Origin of the sequence: Pseudomonas putida, from assembly GCA_041879295.1 — a bacterium.
GTDB classification, from domain to species: Bacteria; Pseudomonadota; Gammaproteobacteria; order Pseudomonadales; family Pseudomonadaceae; genus Aquipseudomonas; species Aquipseudomonas putida_Y.
This window is the reverse complement of sequence record CP047152.1, coordinates 3,406,597-3,422,892: the sequence shown is the minus strand read 5'-3', so window position 1 is coordinate 3,422,892 and position 16,296 is coordinate 3,406,597. Positions and strand designations below refer to the sequence as shown.

Annotated in this window: 15 protein-coding genes; 2 read left to right on the top strand and 13 right to left on the bottom strand. The window is 63.2% G+C overall.

Annotated elements, in window-relative coordinates; translation table 11 throughout:
* Positions 1 to 155 precede the first annotated feature (155 nt).
* Both GST84_15700 and GST84_15695 read right to left on the bottom strand, forming a co-directional pair.
* A complete protein-coding gene (locus GST84_15700; GenBank protein ID XGB13697.1) occupies positions 156 to 485 on the bottom strand; it encodes a hypothetical protein in 330 nt (109 codons plus the stop codon).
* Between the two features lie 74 nt (positions 486 to 559).
* On the bottom strand, positions 560 to 1,204 hold the full coding sequence (locus GST84_15695) for a DUF998 domain-containing protein (GenBank protein ID XGB13696.1): 645 nt from the start codon (positions 1,202 to 1,204) through the stop codon (positions 560 to 562).
* Between the two features lie 199 nt (positions 1,205 to 1,403).
* On the opposite strand from GST84_15695, the gene GST84_15690 reads away from it, so the two are divergent.
* Positions 1,404 to 2,153, top strand: a complete 750-nt coding sequence (locus GST84_15690) for an FCD domain-containing protein (protein ID XGB13695.1) — start codon at positions 1,404 to 1,406, stop codon at positions 2,151 to 2,153.
* Positions 2,154 to 2,286: 133 nt separating this feature from the next.
* Here GST84_15690 and GST84_15685 read toward each other — a convergent pair whose 3' ends face one another.
* The 11 genes from GST84_15685 to GST84_15635 form a co-directional block, all read right to left on the bottom strand.
* On the bottom strand, positions 2,287 to 3,867 hold the full coding sequence (locus GST84_15685; protein ID XGB13694.1) for an aldehyde dehydrogenase family protein: 1,581 nt from the start codon (positions 3,865 to 3,867) through the stop codon (positions 2,287 to 2,289).
* 58 nt (positions 3,868 to 3,925) lie between these two features.
* A complete protein-coding gene (garD, locus tag GST84_15680; protein XGB13693.1) occupies positions 3,926 to 5,479 on the bottom strand; it encodes a galactarate dehydratase in 1,554 nt (517 codons plus the stop codon).
* 77 nt (positions 5,480 to 5,556) lie between these two features.
* Positions 5,557 to 6,921: an MFS transporter gene (locus GST84_15675; protein ID XGB13692.1), complete on the bottom strand. Its 1,365-nt coding sequence runs from the start codon at positions 6,919 to 6,921 to the stop codon at positions 5,557 to 5,559.
* A gap of 104 nt (positions 6,922 to 7,025) precedes the next feature.
* Positions 7,026 to 7,937 (bottom strand): 5-dehydro-4-deoxyglucarate dehydratase, encoded by a 912-nt coding sequence (gene kdgD, locus GST84_15670; GenBank protein ID XGB13691.1) that lies wholly within the window; start codon positions 7,935 to 7,937, stop codon positions 7,026 to 7,028.
* 564 nt (positions 7,938 to 8,501) lie between these two features.
* Complete coding sequence (locus tag GST84_15665) at positions 8,502 to 9,311, bottom strand: gamma-glutamyl-gamma-aminobutyrate hydrolase family protein (protein ID XGB13690.1); 810 nt, start codon at positions 9,309 to 9,311, stop codon at positions 8,502 to 8,504.
* 467 nt (positions 9,312 to 9,778) lie between these two features.
* Complete coding sequence (locus tag GST84_15660) at positions 9,779 to 10,561, bottom strand: ATP-binding cassette domain-containing protein (protein ID XGB13689.1); 783 nt, start codon at positions 10,559 to 10,561, stop codon at positions 9,779 to 9,781.
* A gap of 22 nt (positions 10,562 to 10,583) precedes the next feature.
* Positions 10,584 to 11,828, bottom strand: a complete 1,245-nt coding sequence (locus GST84_15655; GenBank protein ID XGB13688.1) for an FAD-dependent oxidoreductase — start codon at positions 11,826 to 11,828, stop codon at positions 10,584 to 10,586.
* 16 nt (positions 11,829 to 11,844) lie between these two features.
* Entirely contained in the window at positions 11,845 to 12,555 is a 711-nt protein-coding gene (locus tag GST84_15650; protein XGB13687.1) for an ABC transporter permease subunit, read from the bottom strand.
* Complete coding sequence (locus GST84_15645; GenBank protein XGB13686.1) at positions 12,552 to 13,271, bottom strand: ABC transporter permease subunit; 720 nt, start codon at positions 13,269 to 13,271, stop codon at positions 12,552 to 12,554. Before GST84_15645 ends, GST84_15650 begins: the two co-directional genes overlap by 4 nt.
* 84 nt (positions 13,272 to 13,355) lie before the next feature.
* Entirely contained in the window at positions 13,356 to 14,108 is a 753-nt protein-coding gene (locus GST84_15640; GenBank protein ID XGB13685.1) for a transporter substrate-binding domain-containing protein, read from the bottom strand.
* A gap of 22 nt (positions 14,109 to 14,130) precedes the next feature.
* Positions 14,131 to 15,003, bottom strand: a complete 873-nt coding sequence (locus tag GST84_15635) for an SIS domain-containing protein (GenBank protein ID XGB13684.1) — start codon at positions 15,001 to 15,003, stop codon at positions 14,131 to 14,133.
* 142 nt (positions 15,004 to 15,145) lie between these two features.
* Between GST84_15635 and GST84_15630 the strand changes: the two genes are divergently transcribed.
* The gene (locus GST84_15630; protein XGB13683.1) at positions 15,146 to 16,171 is read left to right on the top strand and encodes an Ldh family oxidoreductase; all 1,026 of its coding nucleotides are present in this window, start codon (positions 15,146 to 15,148) and stop codon (positions 16,169 to 16,171) included.
* Positions 16,172 to 16,296: the final 125 nt, after the last annotated feature.

Genomic DNA, 16,296 nt, shown 5'->3' with positions numbered 1-16,296 from the left:
AATGGCCTTGGTCAATTCTGGCGACTTGTATCAGCTTAACAAATGCTTGAGTCTTGCACGCGCTTACAAGCTGCTGGCGATAGAGGCCACTTCACAGCACATGAATTCTACTAAATGGGTTTATGTTTGTTCTGTAATTCACTGATAAAAAACCATTATCTTCTTGCAGTCGCATGCTGAACACACTGCTCAAAGTAAGTCCGCTTTATCGCTGCCGGCTTGAGTCGCGAGCGGCTGTTGTAGGTTTGTTCGGTAATGCCGAAGGCTGTCATGCGCATCCACGGCTTGGGAAACTTACGCACCTGAAGCTTCTTGCGTGTGGCGTACAGCGTTACCCCGGAAAGCTTGGCCTGCTGGGCTTCGGCGGCTATCTGTGCACCCCAGCCGCAGGTGTGACGATCGTTCTGGCTCAGTGCCCTGGCCTGGGCGCCGAAAGCGAGGGTGGCCAGCACGCAGCCGGCCATCGTTGCTAGAATTACTCGCATATTGCGGTCCTAAGCGTCTGAAAGAAAACGGAGTTTGCCTTCGCTTTCCGGTGCTGTGGGCCAGCAATTTGCCGTCAGGTTACGCGCAGAGGATTGGCTGCGGGCTTGCGCAGGCTCGTCCAGGCCAGACTGGCAACCCAGACTACCGACACGCCATAGTTGAGACGTTGATACAGGCCGAACAACTGGCCACTCTGCGCCGCCTGGCCCATCAACGCGACGGTGGTAATCGCCAGCACCACGCAAGCCAGCGAGAACAGCGCCAGGGCGGGGGAGCCGGCAATACGGTTGCCCAGCCATGCCCATAGGGCGCTGGCGAAAGTCAGCGAGAGGAACATCAGCAAACCAAACAGGTTATGCAGTTGCTGCGAGGTAGATGGCTGTGCCGGTGCGCAGCCCTGGTCGCAGGGGAACCAGCCGGTGCCCAAACTGCCCATGCCATGCAGCAACACCAGGCCCGCACTCAGCAGCGCCAGCGTCGAGCTACGCCAGCGCCGCACCAGGCCCCAGGCAAACAGGGCAAACAGCAGGGCTAGGGGGAAGTTGTTGACCCGTGGTGACCAGCTGTGGGTTGGCGAACCGGCCGCGCCAAGCTGGCTCATGGCCTGTTGAAGGTGGTCGTAGCCGGGGTAGGCCTGGGCGGTGAGCCAAACGCCCGCCAGCAGCCAGAGGGGGATCAGCAGGCCACTGCCGAGCAAAAGGCGGTCGAGGGTTTTCATACTGCAGATTCCTTCCATGGATCAGTGAGCGTGAAGGCGTACAGTACAGGCTCGCGCAGACCATGGGCCAATCATTCTGCGCGCTTTTTCATGGGGCATGCTCGGCAAAGATGGACAATAAATACCGCACCGGGTGTATGTGATCGTACAACCGCTTGCGCTATGATGAGCGCTGTCTTTCTAGGTGAAATACAGGGCAATGACAGAGCAACAGGTACAGGCAAGGACCCGGCGCAAGCCGCGCAGTCTGGCCCAGGAACTGGTCACGGTGCTGACCGAACGCATTCGCAGCGGCCAGCTCAAGCGCGGCGACAAGCTGCCGACCGAATCGCAGATCATGGCCGAAGAGGGCGTCAGCCGCACGGTGGTGCGTGAGGCGATTTCGCGGTTGCAGGCCGCCGGGCAGGTAGAGACCCGCCACGGCATCGGCACCTTCGTGCTGGATGCGCCGGCTACGGGCGGTTTCCGTATCGACCCGGCCACCGTGGTCACCCTGCGCGAGGTGCTGGCGGTGCTGGAGTTGCGCATTGCCCTGGAGATTGAGTCGGCCGGGTTGGCGGCCCAGCGGCGAAGCGACGAAGCGCTGGCCGGTATGCGGGCGGCGCTGGACGAACTCAACGAGGGGGCGGCCCACGCCACTGATGCGGTGTCGGCGGACTTCCAGTTCCACCTGCGCATTGCCCAGGCCAGCGGCAACCACTACTTCGCCGATATCATCAACCACCTGGGTACCAGCATCATTCCGCGCACCCGGCTGAATTCGGCGCGCCTGGCCCATGATGATCAGGCGCATTACATGAGTCGCCTGATGCATGAGCACGAGGCGATCTATGAGGCGATTGCCCGGCGTGACAGCGAAGGGGCGAAGATGGCCATGCGCATGCACCTTAGCAACAGCCGCGAGCGCTTGCGCCAGGCGCATGAGGCGGCTGAAGCGCAAGGGACCTGAAGCCTTTGCTGCCTGTACTGGCCTCTTCGCGGGCAAGATAGCCCTGTAGGAGCGGGCTTGCCCGCGAAGAGGCCGGTACAGTCAGAAAGAAAAGCCCCGCCGTGCGCAGGGCTTTCCTGTTTCTGGCAGCCAGTCAGATCGCCCCGTCACTCCACTGCCCGTTCACCAACCGCCGCAGCCCCAGCGGGTTGCCGTCGCGCAGTGCCTCAGGCAGCAGCGTCTGCGGATAGTTCTGATAGCACACCGGGCGCAGGAAGCGGTCGATGGCCAACGTGCCGACCGAGGTGCCACGCGCATCGGAGGTAGCCGGGTACGGGCCTCCGTGCACCATCGCATCACAGACTTCGACACCGGTCGGGTAACCATTGACCAGGATTCGACCGACTTTCTCCTCCAGCAGCGGCACCAGCCAGGCGAACGCATCGAAGTCTTCCGCCTCGCCGATCAGCGTCGCGGTCAGCTGGCCACGCAGGCCTAGCAGCGCTTCGCGCAGTTGGTCGTTGTCCTGCACCTCTACGGCCACGGTGGTGGGACCAAACACTTCCTCCTGCAACAGCGGGTCGGACTCGACCAGCAGGCGTGCATCGGCCTTGAACAGCTGAGCGCGCGCCTGGTTGCCTTCCTGCGCCTGGCCGGCCACATGCTCGATACCGGCATGGGCATGCAGGTGTTCAAGGCCGCCGACGTAGCTGCGCAGGCCGCCAGCGTTGAGCATGGTTTGCCCGGCTTGCTGGTCCAGGTACTGGCCAAGGTCGGCGAGCAACTGGCTGTACTGTGGCGACTGCAAGCCAATCACCAGTCCAGGGTTGGTGCAGAACTGCCCGGCACCCATGCACACAGACCCCGACAACTCGCGGGCAATGGCCTCGCCACGCTTGGCCAGGGCACCCGGCAGGATGATGACCGGGTTGATGCTGGACATCTCGGCAAATACCGGGATTGGTTGCGGGCGCTCAGCGGCCATGCGGCAAAGGGCGTCGCCGCCTTTCAACGAGCCGGTGAAGCCAACCGCCTGGATCGCTGGGTGCTTGACCAGCCACTCGCCCACGCCGCCACCAAACACCATGTTGAACACGCCCTTGGGCATGCCGGTACGCTCAGCGGCGCGCACGATGGCGCAACCGACCAGGTCGGCCGTGGCCATGTGGCCGCTGTGCGCCTTGAATACCACGGGGCAGCCTGCGGCCAGGGCGGCGGCGGTATCCCCCCCGGCGGTGGAGAAGGCCAGCGGGAAGTTGCTGGCACCGAACACCGCGACCGGGCCCACGCCGATGCGCATCTGGCGCAGGTCTACGCGTGGCAGCGGCTGGCGCTCGGGCAGTGCCAGGTCAATGCGCGCGCCGAGGAAGTCGCCGCGGCGCAGCACCTGGGCGAACAGGCGCATCTGCCCGCTGGTGCGGCCACGCTCGCCCTGGATACGGGCGGCGGGCAGGGCGGTCTCGCGGCAGACGATGGCGACGAAGGCGTCATCCAGTTCGTCGAGTTCAGCGGCAATGGCGTCGAGGAACTCGGCCCGACGTGCCGGGGCCAGTTGGCGGAACTCGGCGAAGGCAGCGGCGGCGGCCTTGGCGGCCTGGTCCACTTCGGCTTCGGTGGCCTGGGCAAAGCTGTAGGGCAGGGCTTCGCCAGTGCTTGCGTCCAGGCTCTGCAGGCGCTGAGGGCCAGCGGCACTGCGCTGACCGGCGATGAAGTTATGGCCGAGGATTTCAGGCATGGGGTGCTCCTGTGGGCTTGAGGGTGGAGTGTGTGAATGCGTGGTCAGGGCTGCGGCATCAGGTAATGGGCGCCGGGTTGAACAGGGTGATGTCGTTGTGCAGCCGGTGTTGTTCGGCCCAGGTCTGCTTGCGGCCGCTGGCCACGTCCAGGTAGTAATGGAACAGTTCCCAACCCAGCTCCTCGATGGTCGAGCGACCACTGGCGATGCGACCGGCGTCGATGTCGATCAGGTCGGGCCAGCGCTGGGCCAGTTCGCTGCGGGTGCACACTTTGACCACCGGTGCCATGGCCAGGCCATACGGGGTGCCGCGGCCGGTAGTGAAGACGTGCAGGTTCATGCCGGCTGCCAGCTGCAAGGTGCCGCAGACAAAGTCGCTGGCCGGGGTGGCGCAGAAAATCAGGCCTTTGCGATTGACCCGTTCGCCTGGGCCGAGCACACCCTGGATAGCGCCGCTGCCAGACTTGACGATCGAACCCAGCGATTTCTCGACGATGTTCGACAGCCCGCCTTTCTTGTTGCCCGGCGTGGTGTTGGCGCTGCGGTCGGCGGCGCCTTGCTGCAGGTAGCGGTCGTACCAGTCCATTTCGCGCACCAACGCGTCGGCAACGGCCTGGTTTTCCGCGCGCGAGGTCAGCATATAGATCGCGTCGCGCACCTCGGTCACTTCAGAGAACAGCACAGTGGCGCCAGCGCGGACCAGCAAGTCCGCGGCATAGCCCAGTGCCGGGTTGGCGGTGATGCCTGAGAAGGCGTCGCTGCCACCGCATTGCATGCCGAGGATCAGTTCGCTGGCCGGGACCGTTTCGCGGCGGCGCTGGTCCAGCTTCTTCAGGCGGGTTTCGGCCAGGTCCATGATCTGCTCGATCATTTCGACAAAGCCAAGGCTGGCATCTTGCAGGCGGTACAGCCATGGGTCGCTGAGGTCCACCGACGGGTCGTTGTCGTGCATCACCTGGCCGGCTTGCAGTTTTTCACAGCCCAGGCTGATCACCAGTGCCTCGCCGCCGAGGTTGGGGTTGCGCGCCAGGTTGCGCACGGTGCGGATCGGGATGTAAGCGTCGCGGGCATTGATTGCCACGCCGCAGCCGTAGCTGTGGGTAATGGCCACCACGTCGTCGACGTTGGGGTATTTGGGCAGCAGCTCGTTGCGAATGCGCTTGACCGCATGTTCCAGCACGCCGGTCACGCATTGCACGGTGGTGGTGATGCCGAGGACATTGCGGGTGCCGACAGTGCCGTCGGCATTGCGATAGCCCTCGAAGGTGAAACCCTCCAGCGGCGGCAGCGGCTGTGGCACGGCGTCGCAGCGCGGCAGGCTGTCCAGTTCCGGCGCAGCCGGCATGGCCAACTGGCTTTCCTGTACCCAGCTGCCTTGGCGCAGGTCTTCCAGCGCGTAGCCGATGATTTGCCCGTAGCGGCGTACCGGCTCGCCCTTGGCGATGGCCACGGTGGCCACCTTGTGACTTTGCGGCACGCCTTCGACCAGAGTCAGGCCGTCGGCAAAGCGGGCGCCTTCGCCCAAGCCGCCGTCGTTGACGACCACCACGACGTTATCGTCGTCGTGCAGGCGGACGTAGCGGGGCGAGTCGGAATGTTCGATCAACTGCATGTTTGGGCCCTACTTGTCAGATTCTCAGGCTTTTGTACATCCGCCCGCGCCGGGTGACCCGGCACGGGCGTGTTCTTTCAGTGACGCGAACTGGCCAGTTCGCCGTCGGTGGCAGGCTCAGCGTGTGGCTTTGGGGCGGCATCACGCAGCTCGATGCGCTTGATGGGGCCGACGATAACCAGGTAGCTGAATACTGCGACCAGCGCGTTGGCACCCACGTACACAAGCGCCCACTTGAACGAGCCGGTGGCGCTGATGATGTAGCCGATCACGATAGGGGTGGTGATCGAAGCGATGTTGCCGAAGGTGTTGAACAGGCCACCGGACAGCCCGGCGATCTGCTTGGGCGAAGTGTCCGCTACCACCGCCCAGCCCAGCGCACCGATGCCCTTGCCGAAGAACGCCAGCGTCATGAAACCAACCACCATCCACTCGGCATCGACGTAGTTGCAGAACACCATGGTGGTGGACAGCAGCAGGCCACAGACGATCGGCAGTTTGCGCGAGAAGGTCAGCGAGTTGCCGCGGCGCAGCAGCCAGTCGGAGATCACACCACCCAGTACGCCACCGATGAAACCACACACCGCCGGCAGCGAGGCGATGAAGCCGGCCTTGAGGATGGTCATGCCACGTTCCTGCACCAGGTACACCGGGAACCAGGTGAGGAAGAAGTAGGTGATGGCGTTGATGCAGTACTGGCCCAGGTAGACGCCCAGCAGCATGCGGCTGGTCAGCAACTGCTTGATGTAACCCCATTTCGGGCCGTCGCTGCCGCGCTTCTGGTCCATGTCGACCAGGCCGCCGTTCTGCTCGATGTGCTCGAGTTCGCTTGGGCTGATGCGCGGGTGTTGGCGCGGGTTGTAGATGGTCTTCAGCCACACCATCGAGAAGATGATGCCCAGCACACCCATGACCACGAACACGTGCTCCCAGCCGAAGCTGAACACGATCCAGCCCATGATCGGGGCGAACAGTGCAGTGGCGAAATACTGCGCCGAATTGAAGATGGCCGACGCCGTGCCGCGTTCCTGGGTCGGGAACCATGCAGCGACGATGCGCGCGTTACCCGGGAATGACGGGGCTTCGGCGAAGCCCACCAGGAAGCGCAGGGTGAAGAGGGTGACCACGGCCCAGGCAACCGGAAGGCCACCGACAAAACCCTGCAGCAGGGTGAACAGCGACCAGGTGAAGATGCTGAAGGCGTAGACGTTCTTGGAACCGAAGCGATCGAGCAGCCAGCCACCAGGAATCTGGCCAGCCACGTAAGCCCATCCGAAGGCGGAAAAGATATAACCGAGGGTTACGGCGTCAATGCCGAGGTCTTTCTGCAGGCTGGAGCCTGCGATTGCAATGGTAGCGCGATCGGCATAGTTGATCGTGGTCACCAGAAACAGCATGAACAGGATCAGGTAGCGCACATGCGTCTTCTTAGTCGCTTGCATGCTGGCAATACTCCCACTAGTTATTTTTGTGCGGGCTCACGAATTGTAACCGGAGTGGGGCAGGCCCACTCCGGGCGCGGCATGTGGCAGGCCGCGGGCGGCGTTTACTGCGGGCCCATCTTGTCCATCAGCGCGGCGAGCATCTCGTACTCTTCGGCGGTGAGGTCGGTCAGCGGAGTACGCACCGGGCCTGCGTCATAACCGGCAATTCTGGCGCCAGCCTTGACGATGCTGACGGCGTAGCCGGCCTTGCGGTTGCGGATGTCCAGGTACGGCAGGAAGAAATCGTCGATCAGCTTGGCCACGGTGGCGTGGTCGTCGCGGGCGATGGCGTTGTAGAAGTCCATGGCGGTTTTCGGCACGAAGTTGAACACCGCGGAGGAGTACACCGGTACGCCCAGGGCCTTGTAGGCGGCCGCATACACTTCGGCGGTCGGCAGGCCACCCAGGTAGCTGAAGCGCTCGCCCAGGCGACGACGGATCGACACCATCAGCTCGATATCACCCAGGCCGTCCTTGTAGCCGATCAGGTTCGGGCAACGCTCGGCCAGTTTTTCCAGCAGGTCGGCGTTCAGGCGGCAGACGTTGCGGTTGTACACCACCACACCGATGTTTACCGATTTGCACACCGCTTCGACGTGGGCGGCGACGCCGTCCTGGCTGGCTTCGGTCAGGTAGTGCGGCAACAACAGCAGGCCCTTGGCACCCAGGCGCTCGGCTTCTTGCGCGTATTCGATGGCCTGACGGGTGGAGCCGCCGACACCGGCGAGGATCGGTACCGAAGTGGCGCAGGTGTCAACCGCGGTCTTGATCACCTGGCTGTATTCGCTTGCGGCCAGGGAGAAGAATTCACCGGTACCGCCGGCGGCGAACAGCGCGCTGGCGCCGTAGGGGGCCAGCCACTCAAGGCGCTTGATGTAGCCAGCCGGGTTGAAGTCGCCCTGGGCGTTGAAGTCGGTGACCGGGAAAGACAGCAGGCCGTGGGAGAGGATGGATTTGAGTTCTTGTGGATTCATTGTTGTTGGCATCCTGGGGCGCTTGGTGAAGGGTGTTGTTTTGCGTTGGAGGTAAGTTATCGTACAACTTCGAGTGTGGCTAGCCCCTTTCGGAATTTTTTGTTTGGGTGTTTAGGTGCTCAGGTGGCCAGTTTGAGAATGGCGGTGGCGCGGAGATCCAGCGCCGCCCGCGCGGCGCATCGCGAGCTGCGCTCGCTCCTACGTTTGTTTCGGGCCAATCATTCCTGTGGGGTTCGCGCGCGAACGCCTTGGCGCATGGCGCGAAATCGCGTCGTACAAACAAGGCGGTCGCGCGCGCCTGTCACAGGCGTAACTGGCCCGAAACAAACGGAGCGAGCGCAGCTCGCGATGCGCCGCGCGGGCGGCGCGCGATCGCACCGGCGCAGAAGGCATAACGACAACCACATAACGGTCATCGTATCTCTTGGAAGAAAAAGGATCGCGGAGACAGGCACAAGCCCGCCGCCCGATTCCACGGGAAGTGTTCTGGGACCAGCAGAGGGTGACCGGGGAAACGGGGGAGGCCTTGCGCCGCCCCGCGATCAAACCAGAGGAAACTGAAGGTCAGGCCGCGTGCTGGCGCTTGACTTGCGCCTTGCGTACCTGGGCCCGGCAAGCATCGCCGAAAGCCTGGAAGATCTTTATCGAGTCAGGGTTCTTCGCCGCTTGCCACTCAGGGTGCCACTGCACCGCGAACAGGAACGGCGAAATGCTTGGCGCATGAATCGCTTCGACCAGGCCATCTTCGGCACGGGCGATCGCTTCAATACCGGCGCCGAGCTTGTTCAGGCCTTGGCCATGCAGCGAGTTGACGCGAATCTCGTCGGTACCCAGGGTTTCGTGCAGCCAGCTGCCCGGCTGGATCTTCACCCCATGCACCTGGGCGTACTGCACTTCGACCGGGTCTTCCGGGTTTTCCCGGTGGTCATTGAACCCAGGTTCGGCATACACCTTCTGGTAAATGTCACCACCCAGGGCCACGTTGATTTCCTGCATGCCACGGCAGATGCCGAAGATGGGCAGGCCACGCTTGATCGCCGCCTTGACCAGCGGAATGTCGAACAGGTCGCGGTTCTGGTCCTGGCCTTTGCCTGGAGTCTGGTTTTCCTGGCCATACAGGGCTGGGTCGATGTTGCTGCCAGCGCCAGTCAGGTAAACGCCGTCGGCCATGTCCAGGTAGGTCTCGAGGTCTTCAGTACCGAAGCAGGTGGGTACCAACACCGGGACGCAATCGGAGAACTCGACCAGCGGGCTAATGTATTTGTGGGTCATGACCTGGTAGTCATGGCCTTTGCGCTCTTGGGTGCCCATGGTCATCAGGACGACAGGTTTGCGCAGGGAAGGTTGCTTGTTGCCAATGTTGCTGTTGGACATATGTCACCTTGGGACAGGTTCGACCTGTCGTTGTTGTGCAGGCGCACGGCGCGGGGCCCTGATTGCTGCCTGTGGCCCCGAGCACTGCCGGCTCGTCAGAGGCGACGATTCCGGTCGGGGCTTGTAGATAGCTTGCCAGAGCCGTTCGATATGTCAAACAACGGAAGAGGGCTTTAACGCAGGCAATACACCGTTTTTTGGGGGCTGAAACCGATGCGGGCCTGTGGCGGCGTGGGTTTGGCAGGGGCGGCGGTCAATAATATTTAACGATGCAGTTGGGTCATTGCAGCGGTGCAATGAATAGGTAGCTCGAAGTCTCCTCGGACCTTGTGGGGCAACTGTCTTGCTCAACGTCTAAAAGCTGGCGCGATCCCTGTGGGAGCGGGCTTGCCCGCGAACACGGGCGAAGCCCGTGCCATCCACGGCGGTGTCTTCTTCGCGGGTAAACCCGCCCCACAGGCTTTCAATCAATGCAGTATCTGCGCCAGGAACGCCTTGGCCCGCTCGGTGCGCGGCTGGTTGAAGAACACCTGCGGCGGGCTGTCCTCGATGATCTGCCCCCCCTCAAGGAACAGCACCCGCTCGGCTACCTGCCGGGCAAAGCCCATTTCATGGGTGACGCACAGCATGGTCATGCCCGTGCCAGCCAACTGCACCAGCACATCCAGCACCTCGGCGACCATTTCCGGGTCCAGCGCCGAAGTGGGCTCGTCGAACAGCATGATCCGCGGCTTCATGCACAGTGCCCGGGCGATGGCCACGCGCTGCTGCTGGCCGCCGGACAGCTGGCTGGGGTACTTGTGCGCCTGGCTTTCGATGCCGACTTTGCTCAGGTACATGCGTGCCCGCTCCTCGGCGTCCTTGCGTGACAGCCCGCGCACGCTGGTGGGGGCCAGCAGGCAGTTGTCGAGCACGCTCATGTGTGGGAACAGGTTGAAGTGCTGGAACACCATACCGATGTCGCTGCGTACCTGTGACGCCTCGCGCGTGGTGGCTGCCAGGTCGATGCCGTCCACCTGGATGCTGCCCTGCTGGGCGACTTCCAGGCGGTTGATGCAACGGATCAGGGTCGACTTGCCCGAGCCGGACGGCCCGCACAGCACGATGCGTTCGCCTTCGCGCACCTGCAGGTCGATGTCACGCAGCACGTGGAACGCGCCATAGTGCTTGTTCAGGCCTTCGATGCGAATCAGCACCGGACGCGGGTCGGGTTCGGGGGCAAGGGTGGCAAGGCTCAGTGGTGCGGTCATCTTGTTGTTCTCCCGCATGGGTTCAGTCGAAACGGGTCGCGCTGTAAGGCGCGGGGTCGGTGAAGGGGGGCTCGCCAGTGAGCAGCTCGGCCAGCAGCCGGCCGCAGACCGGGCCCAGTGTGAGACCGTGATGGGCATGGCCGAAGTTGAACCACAGCCCTGGGTGGCGCGGCGCCGGCCCGATCACCGGGCGCATGTCGGGCAGGCAGGGGCGGCGGCCCAGCCAAGGCGTGTCGTCCAGGCGCTCGCCGAGGGCCGGGAACAGCTTGCGCGCCAAGGCCTCGCAGCGGCCCAGTTGAATCTGGTTGCCGGGCGCACTGGCTGCGTCGAACTCGATGCCGGTGGTCAGGCGCACACCGCGCGCCATCGGCGCCAGAACATAGCCGCCTTGGGTGTCGCAGATCGAGTGCTCCAGCTGAGCGCCGTCACGGGTGCTGTAGTGCATGTGGTAGCCCCGCTTGATTGCCAGCGGGATCTGGTAGCCCAGGCCGCTGAACAGGTCGGCCGACTGTGGACCGAGGCAGGCCACCACTTCGTCGGCAGTGATCGGGCCGCGACGGCTCTCTACCCGCCATTGGCCATTGGCCTGGCGCAGGCTGCGCGCATCGCCATGCACAAACTGCCCGCCGCGTTGCAGGAACAGCGCCGCATAGCCACGGGTGAGCGCGCCGGGGTTGTTCACGGTTTTCGGGTCGAGCCAGTGAATGCCACCGACCACGGTGGCGTCCAGTTGGTGCTCACGAGCCTGCAGTTGCCCGCATTCGAGGATTTCGAATTGCAAGCCATAGCGGCTCAGGCCCTTGGCATCGGTTTTTGCCTGCTCGAACAGCGCTGGGTCGCGGAACACTTCGATCCAGCCTTTGGCTTGCACCAGACTTTCCAGGCCGGCAGCAGCGATCAGCGCGTCATGCTCTTCGACACAGCGCTGCACCAGCGGCAGCATATCGGCGGCGGCCCCAGCCAGACGCCCGGGTGCCGACTGGCGCCAGTAGCGCCACAGCCACGGTGCGGCCTTGGGCAGGTGCGCCAGGCTGTAGCGCACATCGGGCTGGCGGTTCAGGCCGTAGCGCAGCAGTGCGCTCAATTGCCGTGGAAAGGCATAGGGGATGACACTGGAGCGCTCGATCAGCCCGGCGTTGCCATGGCTGGTGCCGCTGCCCGGTTCGTCGCGGTCGATCAGAATTACCTGGCGCCCGCGTGCCTGCAGGTGCAGCGCGGTGCTGACGCCGACAATGCCGGCGCCAAGGACAAGGGTCTGGCAATGCATGAAACGTATCCTTCGGTCAGTTCAGGTGGCGGCCCAGGCGGGCTTCCAGGTGTTTCAACAGGCGCCGCACCAGTTCGACGATCACCAGGTAGAGCACGGCGGCCCACAGGTAGATCTGGAAGTCGAAACTGCGCGAGAAGGCCAGTTTGGTCACGCCCATCAGGTCGTAGATCGTCACCAGCGAGGCGATCGCGCTGGCCTTGATCATCAGGATCAGTTCGTTGCCCAGCGGGCCAATGGCCACCAGCAGCGACTGTGGCAATATCACCTTGAAGAAGGTGGTCGAGCGTTTCAGGTTCAGCGCCCGAGCCGCTTCATGCTGGCCAGGCGCAACCGCCATCAGGCTGCCGCGGAAAATCTCGGCCTGATAGGCGGCGGTGTTCAGAGTGAACGCCAGCAAGGTGCAGAACCACGCTTCGCGGAAGAACCACCACAGGCCGACGTCCTGCCAGAAGCCCTTGAGCGAACCCAGGCCGTAATACAGCAGGAACAATTGCGCCAGCAGCGGCGAGCCGCGGAAGAAGTACACGTAGCCGGCAGCCATGCGCTGCAGCAACAGGCTGTGAGACATGCGTGCAAGGGCCAGCAGAAGGCCGAGCACAGCGCCCAGGCTGAAGGAAATCGCCACCAGCTTGGCGGTTACCAGCAGGCCGTCGATGAAGCGTGGGCCGTAGCGCTCCAGCAGGTCGGGGTCGAGCACCATTGCCAGCAGTTGATCGAAGCTCATGCGCGTGCTCCTTGCAGGTGGCGGTTGCTGCGCCGTTCGATGTAGGCGAATACGCGCCCGGACAGTGCCGCGAACAGCAGGTAGCCCAGGCAGGCGACGCCGTAGAAGAACATCGGCTCCTTGGTTACGCTGACCGCCAGGTTGGTCTGGCGCATCAGGTCGACCAGCGAGATGGTCGACACCAGCGAGGTGTCCTTGAGCAGCGACAGCCAATTGTTGGACAAACCGGGCAGGGCGATGCGGGTCAGTTGCGGCAGCAGCACCTTGAAGAAACCGGTGCGCTTGCTCAGGCCAAGCGCCGAGCAGGCTTCCAGTTGGCCCTTGGGCAGGGTCTTGAAGGCGGCCAGCCAGATCTCGCTGGAAAACGCGGCGAACACCAGGCTGAAGGCGATCATCGCGGCGAGGAAGGTGTTGATGATGAACTCACCTTGATAACCCATGGCGGCGAGGATCTTCTGTGCGGCGATCTGGCAGCCGTAATAGATGATCAGCAACGTCAGTAGCTCGGGCAGGCCGCGGAACACGGTAGAAAAGGTGGTGGCCCAGGCCCGTGGCAGGCGTTTGCGTGAGCGCGCCGCCAGCGCGACCACCAGGCCCAGTGGCAGGCCGATGGGCAGGCAGGCCAGGGCCAGGGAAACGGTAACCAGCGCGCCGGCCAGCAACGCCTGGCCCCAGCCTCCGCTGGCGAAAGACAGCAAGGACAATTGATCGAGCATGACGAACCCCTAACTTGGAGGGGCGCTCACCCTTGCAGGCGCGGGCAAGCCCGCGCCTGCAAGGGTGAGGCGCAAGGCCAGTGGTCAGTTATAGATATCGAAAGCGAAATATTTGCTGGCGATTTTCTGATAGGTACCGTTGGCCACGATCTGTTGCAGCGCGGTATTCAGGCGCTGGCGCAGGGCTTCGTCGTCCTTGCGCACAGCGATGGCGGCATCGGCTTTGGTGTCGGCCACGTCGCCAAGGATTTTGCAGCAATCCCCGCCGTTCTTGTTCATCCACTCGTGCAGCGGGAATTTGTCGGCAATCACACCGTCCAGGCGGCCGGCCGCCAGGTCTGCGTTGGCTTCGTCCATGGTCGGGTACAGTTTTACGTCGGCACCGGCCTTGCCATACACGTCTTCGGCGTAGATGGCCTGGGTGGACGAAGACTGCGCACCGACGGTGTAGCCGACAAAGTCGGTCTGGGCGCTGTCGATCTTGCTGTCCTTGGCAACCGCTACGGTCAGTGGCGTGCGGTAGTAGTGGTCGGTGAAGGCGATCTTCTTGCGTCGCTCTTCGGTGTCGATCATCGACGCCACCACGGCGTCATACTTGCGCGCCATCAGGGCGGGGATGATGCCTTCCCAGTCCTGGGCCACCAGCGTGCATTCGACTTTCATCTGCTCGCACAGGGCGTGGGTGATGTCGATATCGAAGCCATGCAGCTTGTTATCGGCGTCTACATAGTTGAAGGGCGGGTAGGCACCCTCGGTGGCGAACCGCAGGGTTTCGGCGCTGGCGGCACCCGCCAGCAGCAGGGCGCACGCACCCACCAAGGCCATGGACTTGTTCATCTCGCACCTCATTGCACTCTTGCTATTGTTGTTTGCCCGTCGACCACGAGGTGTAGCCGACGAATTCGTTATGTAGAGCGGCAGTTGCTTCCAAGCGTTTTTCAACATCCGGTCCGAGCTTCTTGCAGACCTCGTTGACCATCAGATGCACCCACGACAGCATCGTCGAGGTGGATTCCCAGAACAGGTTGAACTCGGTGGGGATGCGGAACACCTCGTCGGCATTGGCATCCGCCCAGTCACAGAAAGTGTCGGTCACCAAGGTGACCGCAATGCCAGCCTCGCGCGCCTTCTGGCACAGCATCAGGGCATGGCGGGAATAACGGCGCGCCTCGAACACCACCAGGGCGCTGTCTTCGGCACGGCCCAGCAACACCTCACCGAAGTGCCCGGCGCTGATGTCGACCAGTTGCACGCTATCGCGCAGGTATTGCAGCAGGTGGCTCATGCACATGGCGATGCCACGCTCGGTCTGGAAGCCGGCGATGAACACCCGCGGTTTGCTTGCCAGGCGTTGCGCCACGTTGTGCCAGGCCGGGCTCTGGCGGTACTCGTGTACGCGCACCAGGGCGGCGATTTCCAGTTCCAGGCTGCCGGCGTTGTCGCTGGCGTCCTGGTTCTGGCGGTAATCTTGCAGGCGATCACCTACCAACCACGGGCCATCGCCCAGATCGTTCTGCAGGTCTTGCTTAAGCGCCTTGAGGTGGGCATAACCCAGTGAGCGACAGTAGCGCCCGACGCTGGATTCGCTGACGCCCAGCTTGGCGGCAATGCTGGCCGAGGTCTGGAACGGCAGTTCGTGCAGGTTGGCAAGCATGTAGGTGGCGATCTTGCGACCGGAGGCAGCGGCCCCTTCGAGGCTGTTTTCCAGGCGTTGCTTGATCATTTGGCTCATGCTGCGGCTCCAGGGGTGAGGCTTGGGAAGAAAATGAATGTTTTCTGTCATCAAGTCAATATTTGACAGATTGCTGTCACATGAAGGAAAGTTTTTGTCGTTGCAACGCTGTAGCCATTCCAAAATCAACAAGGAGCTTCAGATGTCCGCACCTTCCACCAGCACCGTTGTGCGCATGCCGTTTACCGAGCTGCAAAGCCTGTTGCAGGCCATTTTCCAGCGCCATGGGTGCAGCGAGGCCGTGGCCCGGGTGCTGGCCCACAACTGCGCCAGCGCCCAGCGTGATGGCGCCCATAGCCATGGGGTGTTCCGCATGCCCGGTTATGTCTCGACCTTGGCCAGCGGCTGGGTCGATGGCCAGGCCGCGCCACAGGTCAGCGACGTGGCCGCCGGGTATGTGCGTGTCGATGCTGCGGGCGGTTTTGCCCAGCCGGCACTGGCGGCGGCCCGTGAGCTGTTGGTGGCGAAGGCGCGCAACGCAGGCATTGCCGTGCTGGCGATCCACAACTCGCACCACTTCGCTGCGTTGTGGCCGGATGTAGAGCCGTTCGCCGAAGAGGGCCTGGTAGCCCTCAGCGTGGTCAACAGCATGACCTGCGTGGTGCCGCATGGTGCGCGCAAGCCACTGTTCGGTACCAACCCCATCGCTTTTGCTGCGCCTTGCGCCGAGCATGATCCGATCGTATTCGACATGGCCACCAGTGCCATGGCCCATGGCGATGTGCAAATTGCTGCGCGTGCCGGCCAGCAATTGCCGGAGGGCATGGGGGTGGACGCCGATGGCCAGCCGACCACCGACCCAAAGGCGATTCTGGAAGGCGGGGCCTTGCTGCCATTTGGCGGGCACAAGGGCTCGGCGTTATCGATGATGGTCGAGTTGCTGGCGGCAGCGCTGACCGGCGGTCATTTCTCCTGGGAGTTCGATTGGTCCGGGCATCCGGGGGCGAAAACGCCATGGACCGGGCAGTTGATCATCGTCATCGACCCGGGCAAGGCCGAGGGCGAGCGCTTTGCCCAGCGCAGCCGCGAACTGGTGGAGCAGATGCAGGCAGTCGGGCTGACCCGCATGCCGGGTGAGCGCCGCTATCGTGAGCGCGAGGTGGCCGAGGAGGAGGGAGTGGCGGTGACCGAGCAGGAGTTGCAAGGCCTGAAAGAGCTGCTTGGCTGAGCCGGCCCTTTCGCGGGTTACCCGCGAAGAATCCAGCACTCATCCCCGGCCATGCAATGTTGCATAGACAACCTTGCACAATAGTGGATGTTCCTGAGCCCGCTCTCCGGGTATGCTCAGGGCTG

What these genes read in the sequence shown, in the direction of transcription:
- GST84_15700 (XGB13697.1), bottom strand. Translation starts at nt 485, where the DNA reads ATGCGAGTAATTCTAGCAACGATGGCCGGCTGCGTGCTGGCCACCCTC.
- GST84_15695 (XGB13696.1), bottom strand. Translation starts at nt 1,204, where the DNA reads ATGAAAACCCTCGACCGCCTTTTGCTCGGCAGTGGCCTGCTGATCCCC.
- GST84_15690 (XGB13695.1), top strand. Translation starts at nt 1,404, where the DNA reads ATGACAGAGCAACAGGTACAGGCAAGGACCCGGCGCAAGCCGCGCAGT.
- GST84_15685 (XGB13694.1), bottom strand. Translation starts at nt 3,867, where the DNA reads ATGCCTGAAATCCTCGGCCATAACTTCATCGCCGGTCAGCGCAGTGCC.
- garD (XGB13693.1), bottom strand. Translation starts at nt 5,479, where the DNA reads ATGCAGTTGATCGAACATTCCGACTCGCCCCGCTACGTCCGCCTGCAC.
- GST84_15675 (XGB13692.1), bottom strand. Translation starts at nt 6,921, where the DNA reads ATGCAAGCGACTAAGAAGACGCATGTGCGCTACCTGATCCTGTTCATG.
- kdgD (XGB13691.1), bottom strand. Translation starts at nt 7,937, where the DNA reads ATGAATCCACAAGAACTCAAATCCATCCTCTCCCACGGCCTGCTGTCT.
- GST84_15665 (XGB13690.1), bottom strand. Translation starts at nt 9,311, where the DNA reads ATGTCCAACAGCAACATTGGCAACAAGCAACCTTCCCTGCGCAAACCT.
- GST84_15660 (XGB13689.1), bottom strand. Translation starts at nt 10,561, where the DNA reads ATGACCGCACCACTGAGCCTTGCCACCCTTGCCCCCGAACCCGACCCG.
- GST84_15655 (XGB13688.1), bottom strand. Translation starts at nt 11,828, where the DNA reads ATGCATTGCCAGACCCTTGTCCTTGGCGCCGGCATTGTCGGCGTCAGC.
- GST84_15650 (XGB13687.1), bottom strand. Translation starts at nt 12,555, where the DNA reads ATGAGCTTCGATCAACTGCTGGCAATGGTGCTCGACCCCGACCTGCTG.
- GST84_15645 (XGB13686.1), bottom strand. Translation starts at nt 13,271, where the DNA reads ATGCTCGATCAATTGTCCTTGCTGTCTTTCGCCAGCGGAGGCTGGGGC.
- GST84_15640 (XGB13685.1), bottom strand. Translation starts at nt 14,108, where the DNA reads ATGAACAAGTCCATGGCCTTGGTGGGTGCGTGCGCCCTGCTGCTGGCG.
- GST84_15635 (XGB13684.1), bottom strand. Translation starts at nt 15,003, where the DNA reads ATGAGCCAAATGATCAAGCAACGCCTGGAAAACAGCCTCGAAGGGGCC.
- GST84_15630 (XGB13683.1), top strand. Translation starts at nt 15,146, where the DNA reads ATGTCCGCACCTTCCACCAGCACCGTTGTGCGCATGCCGTTTACCGAG.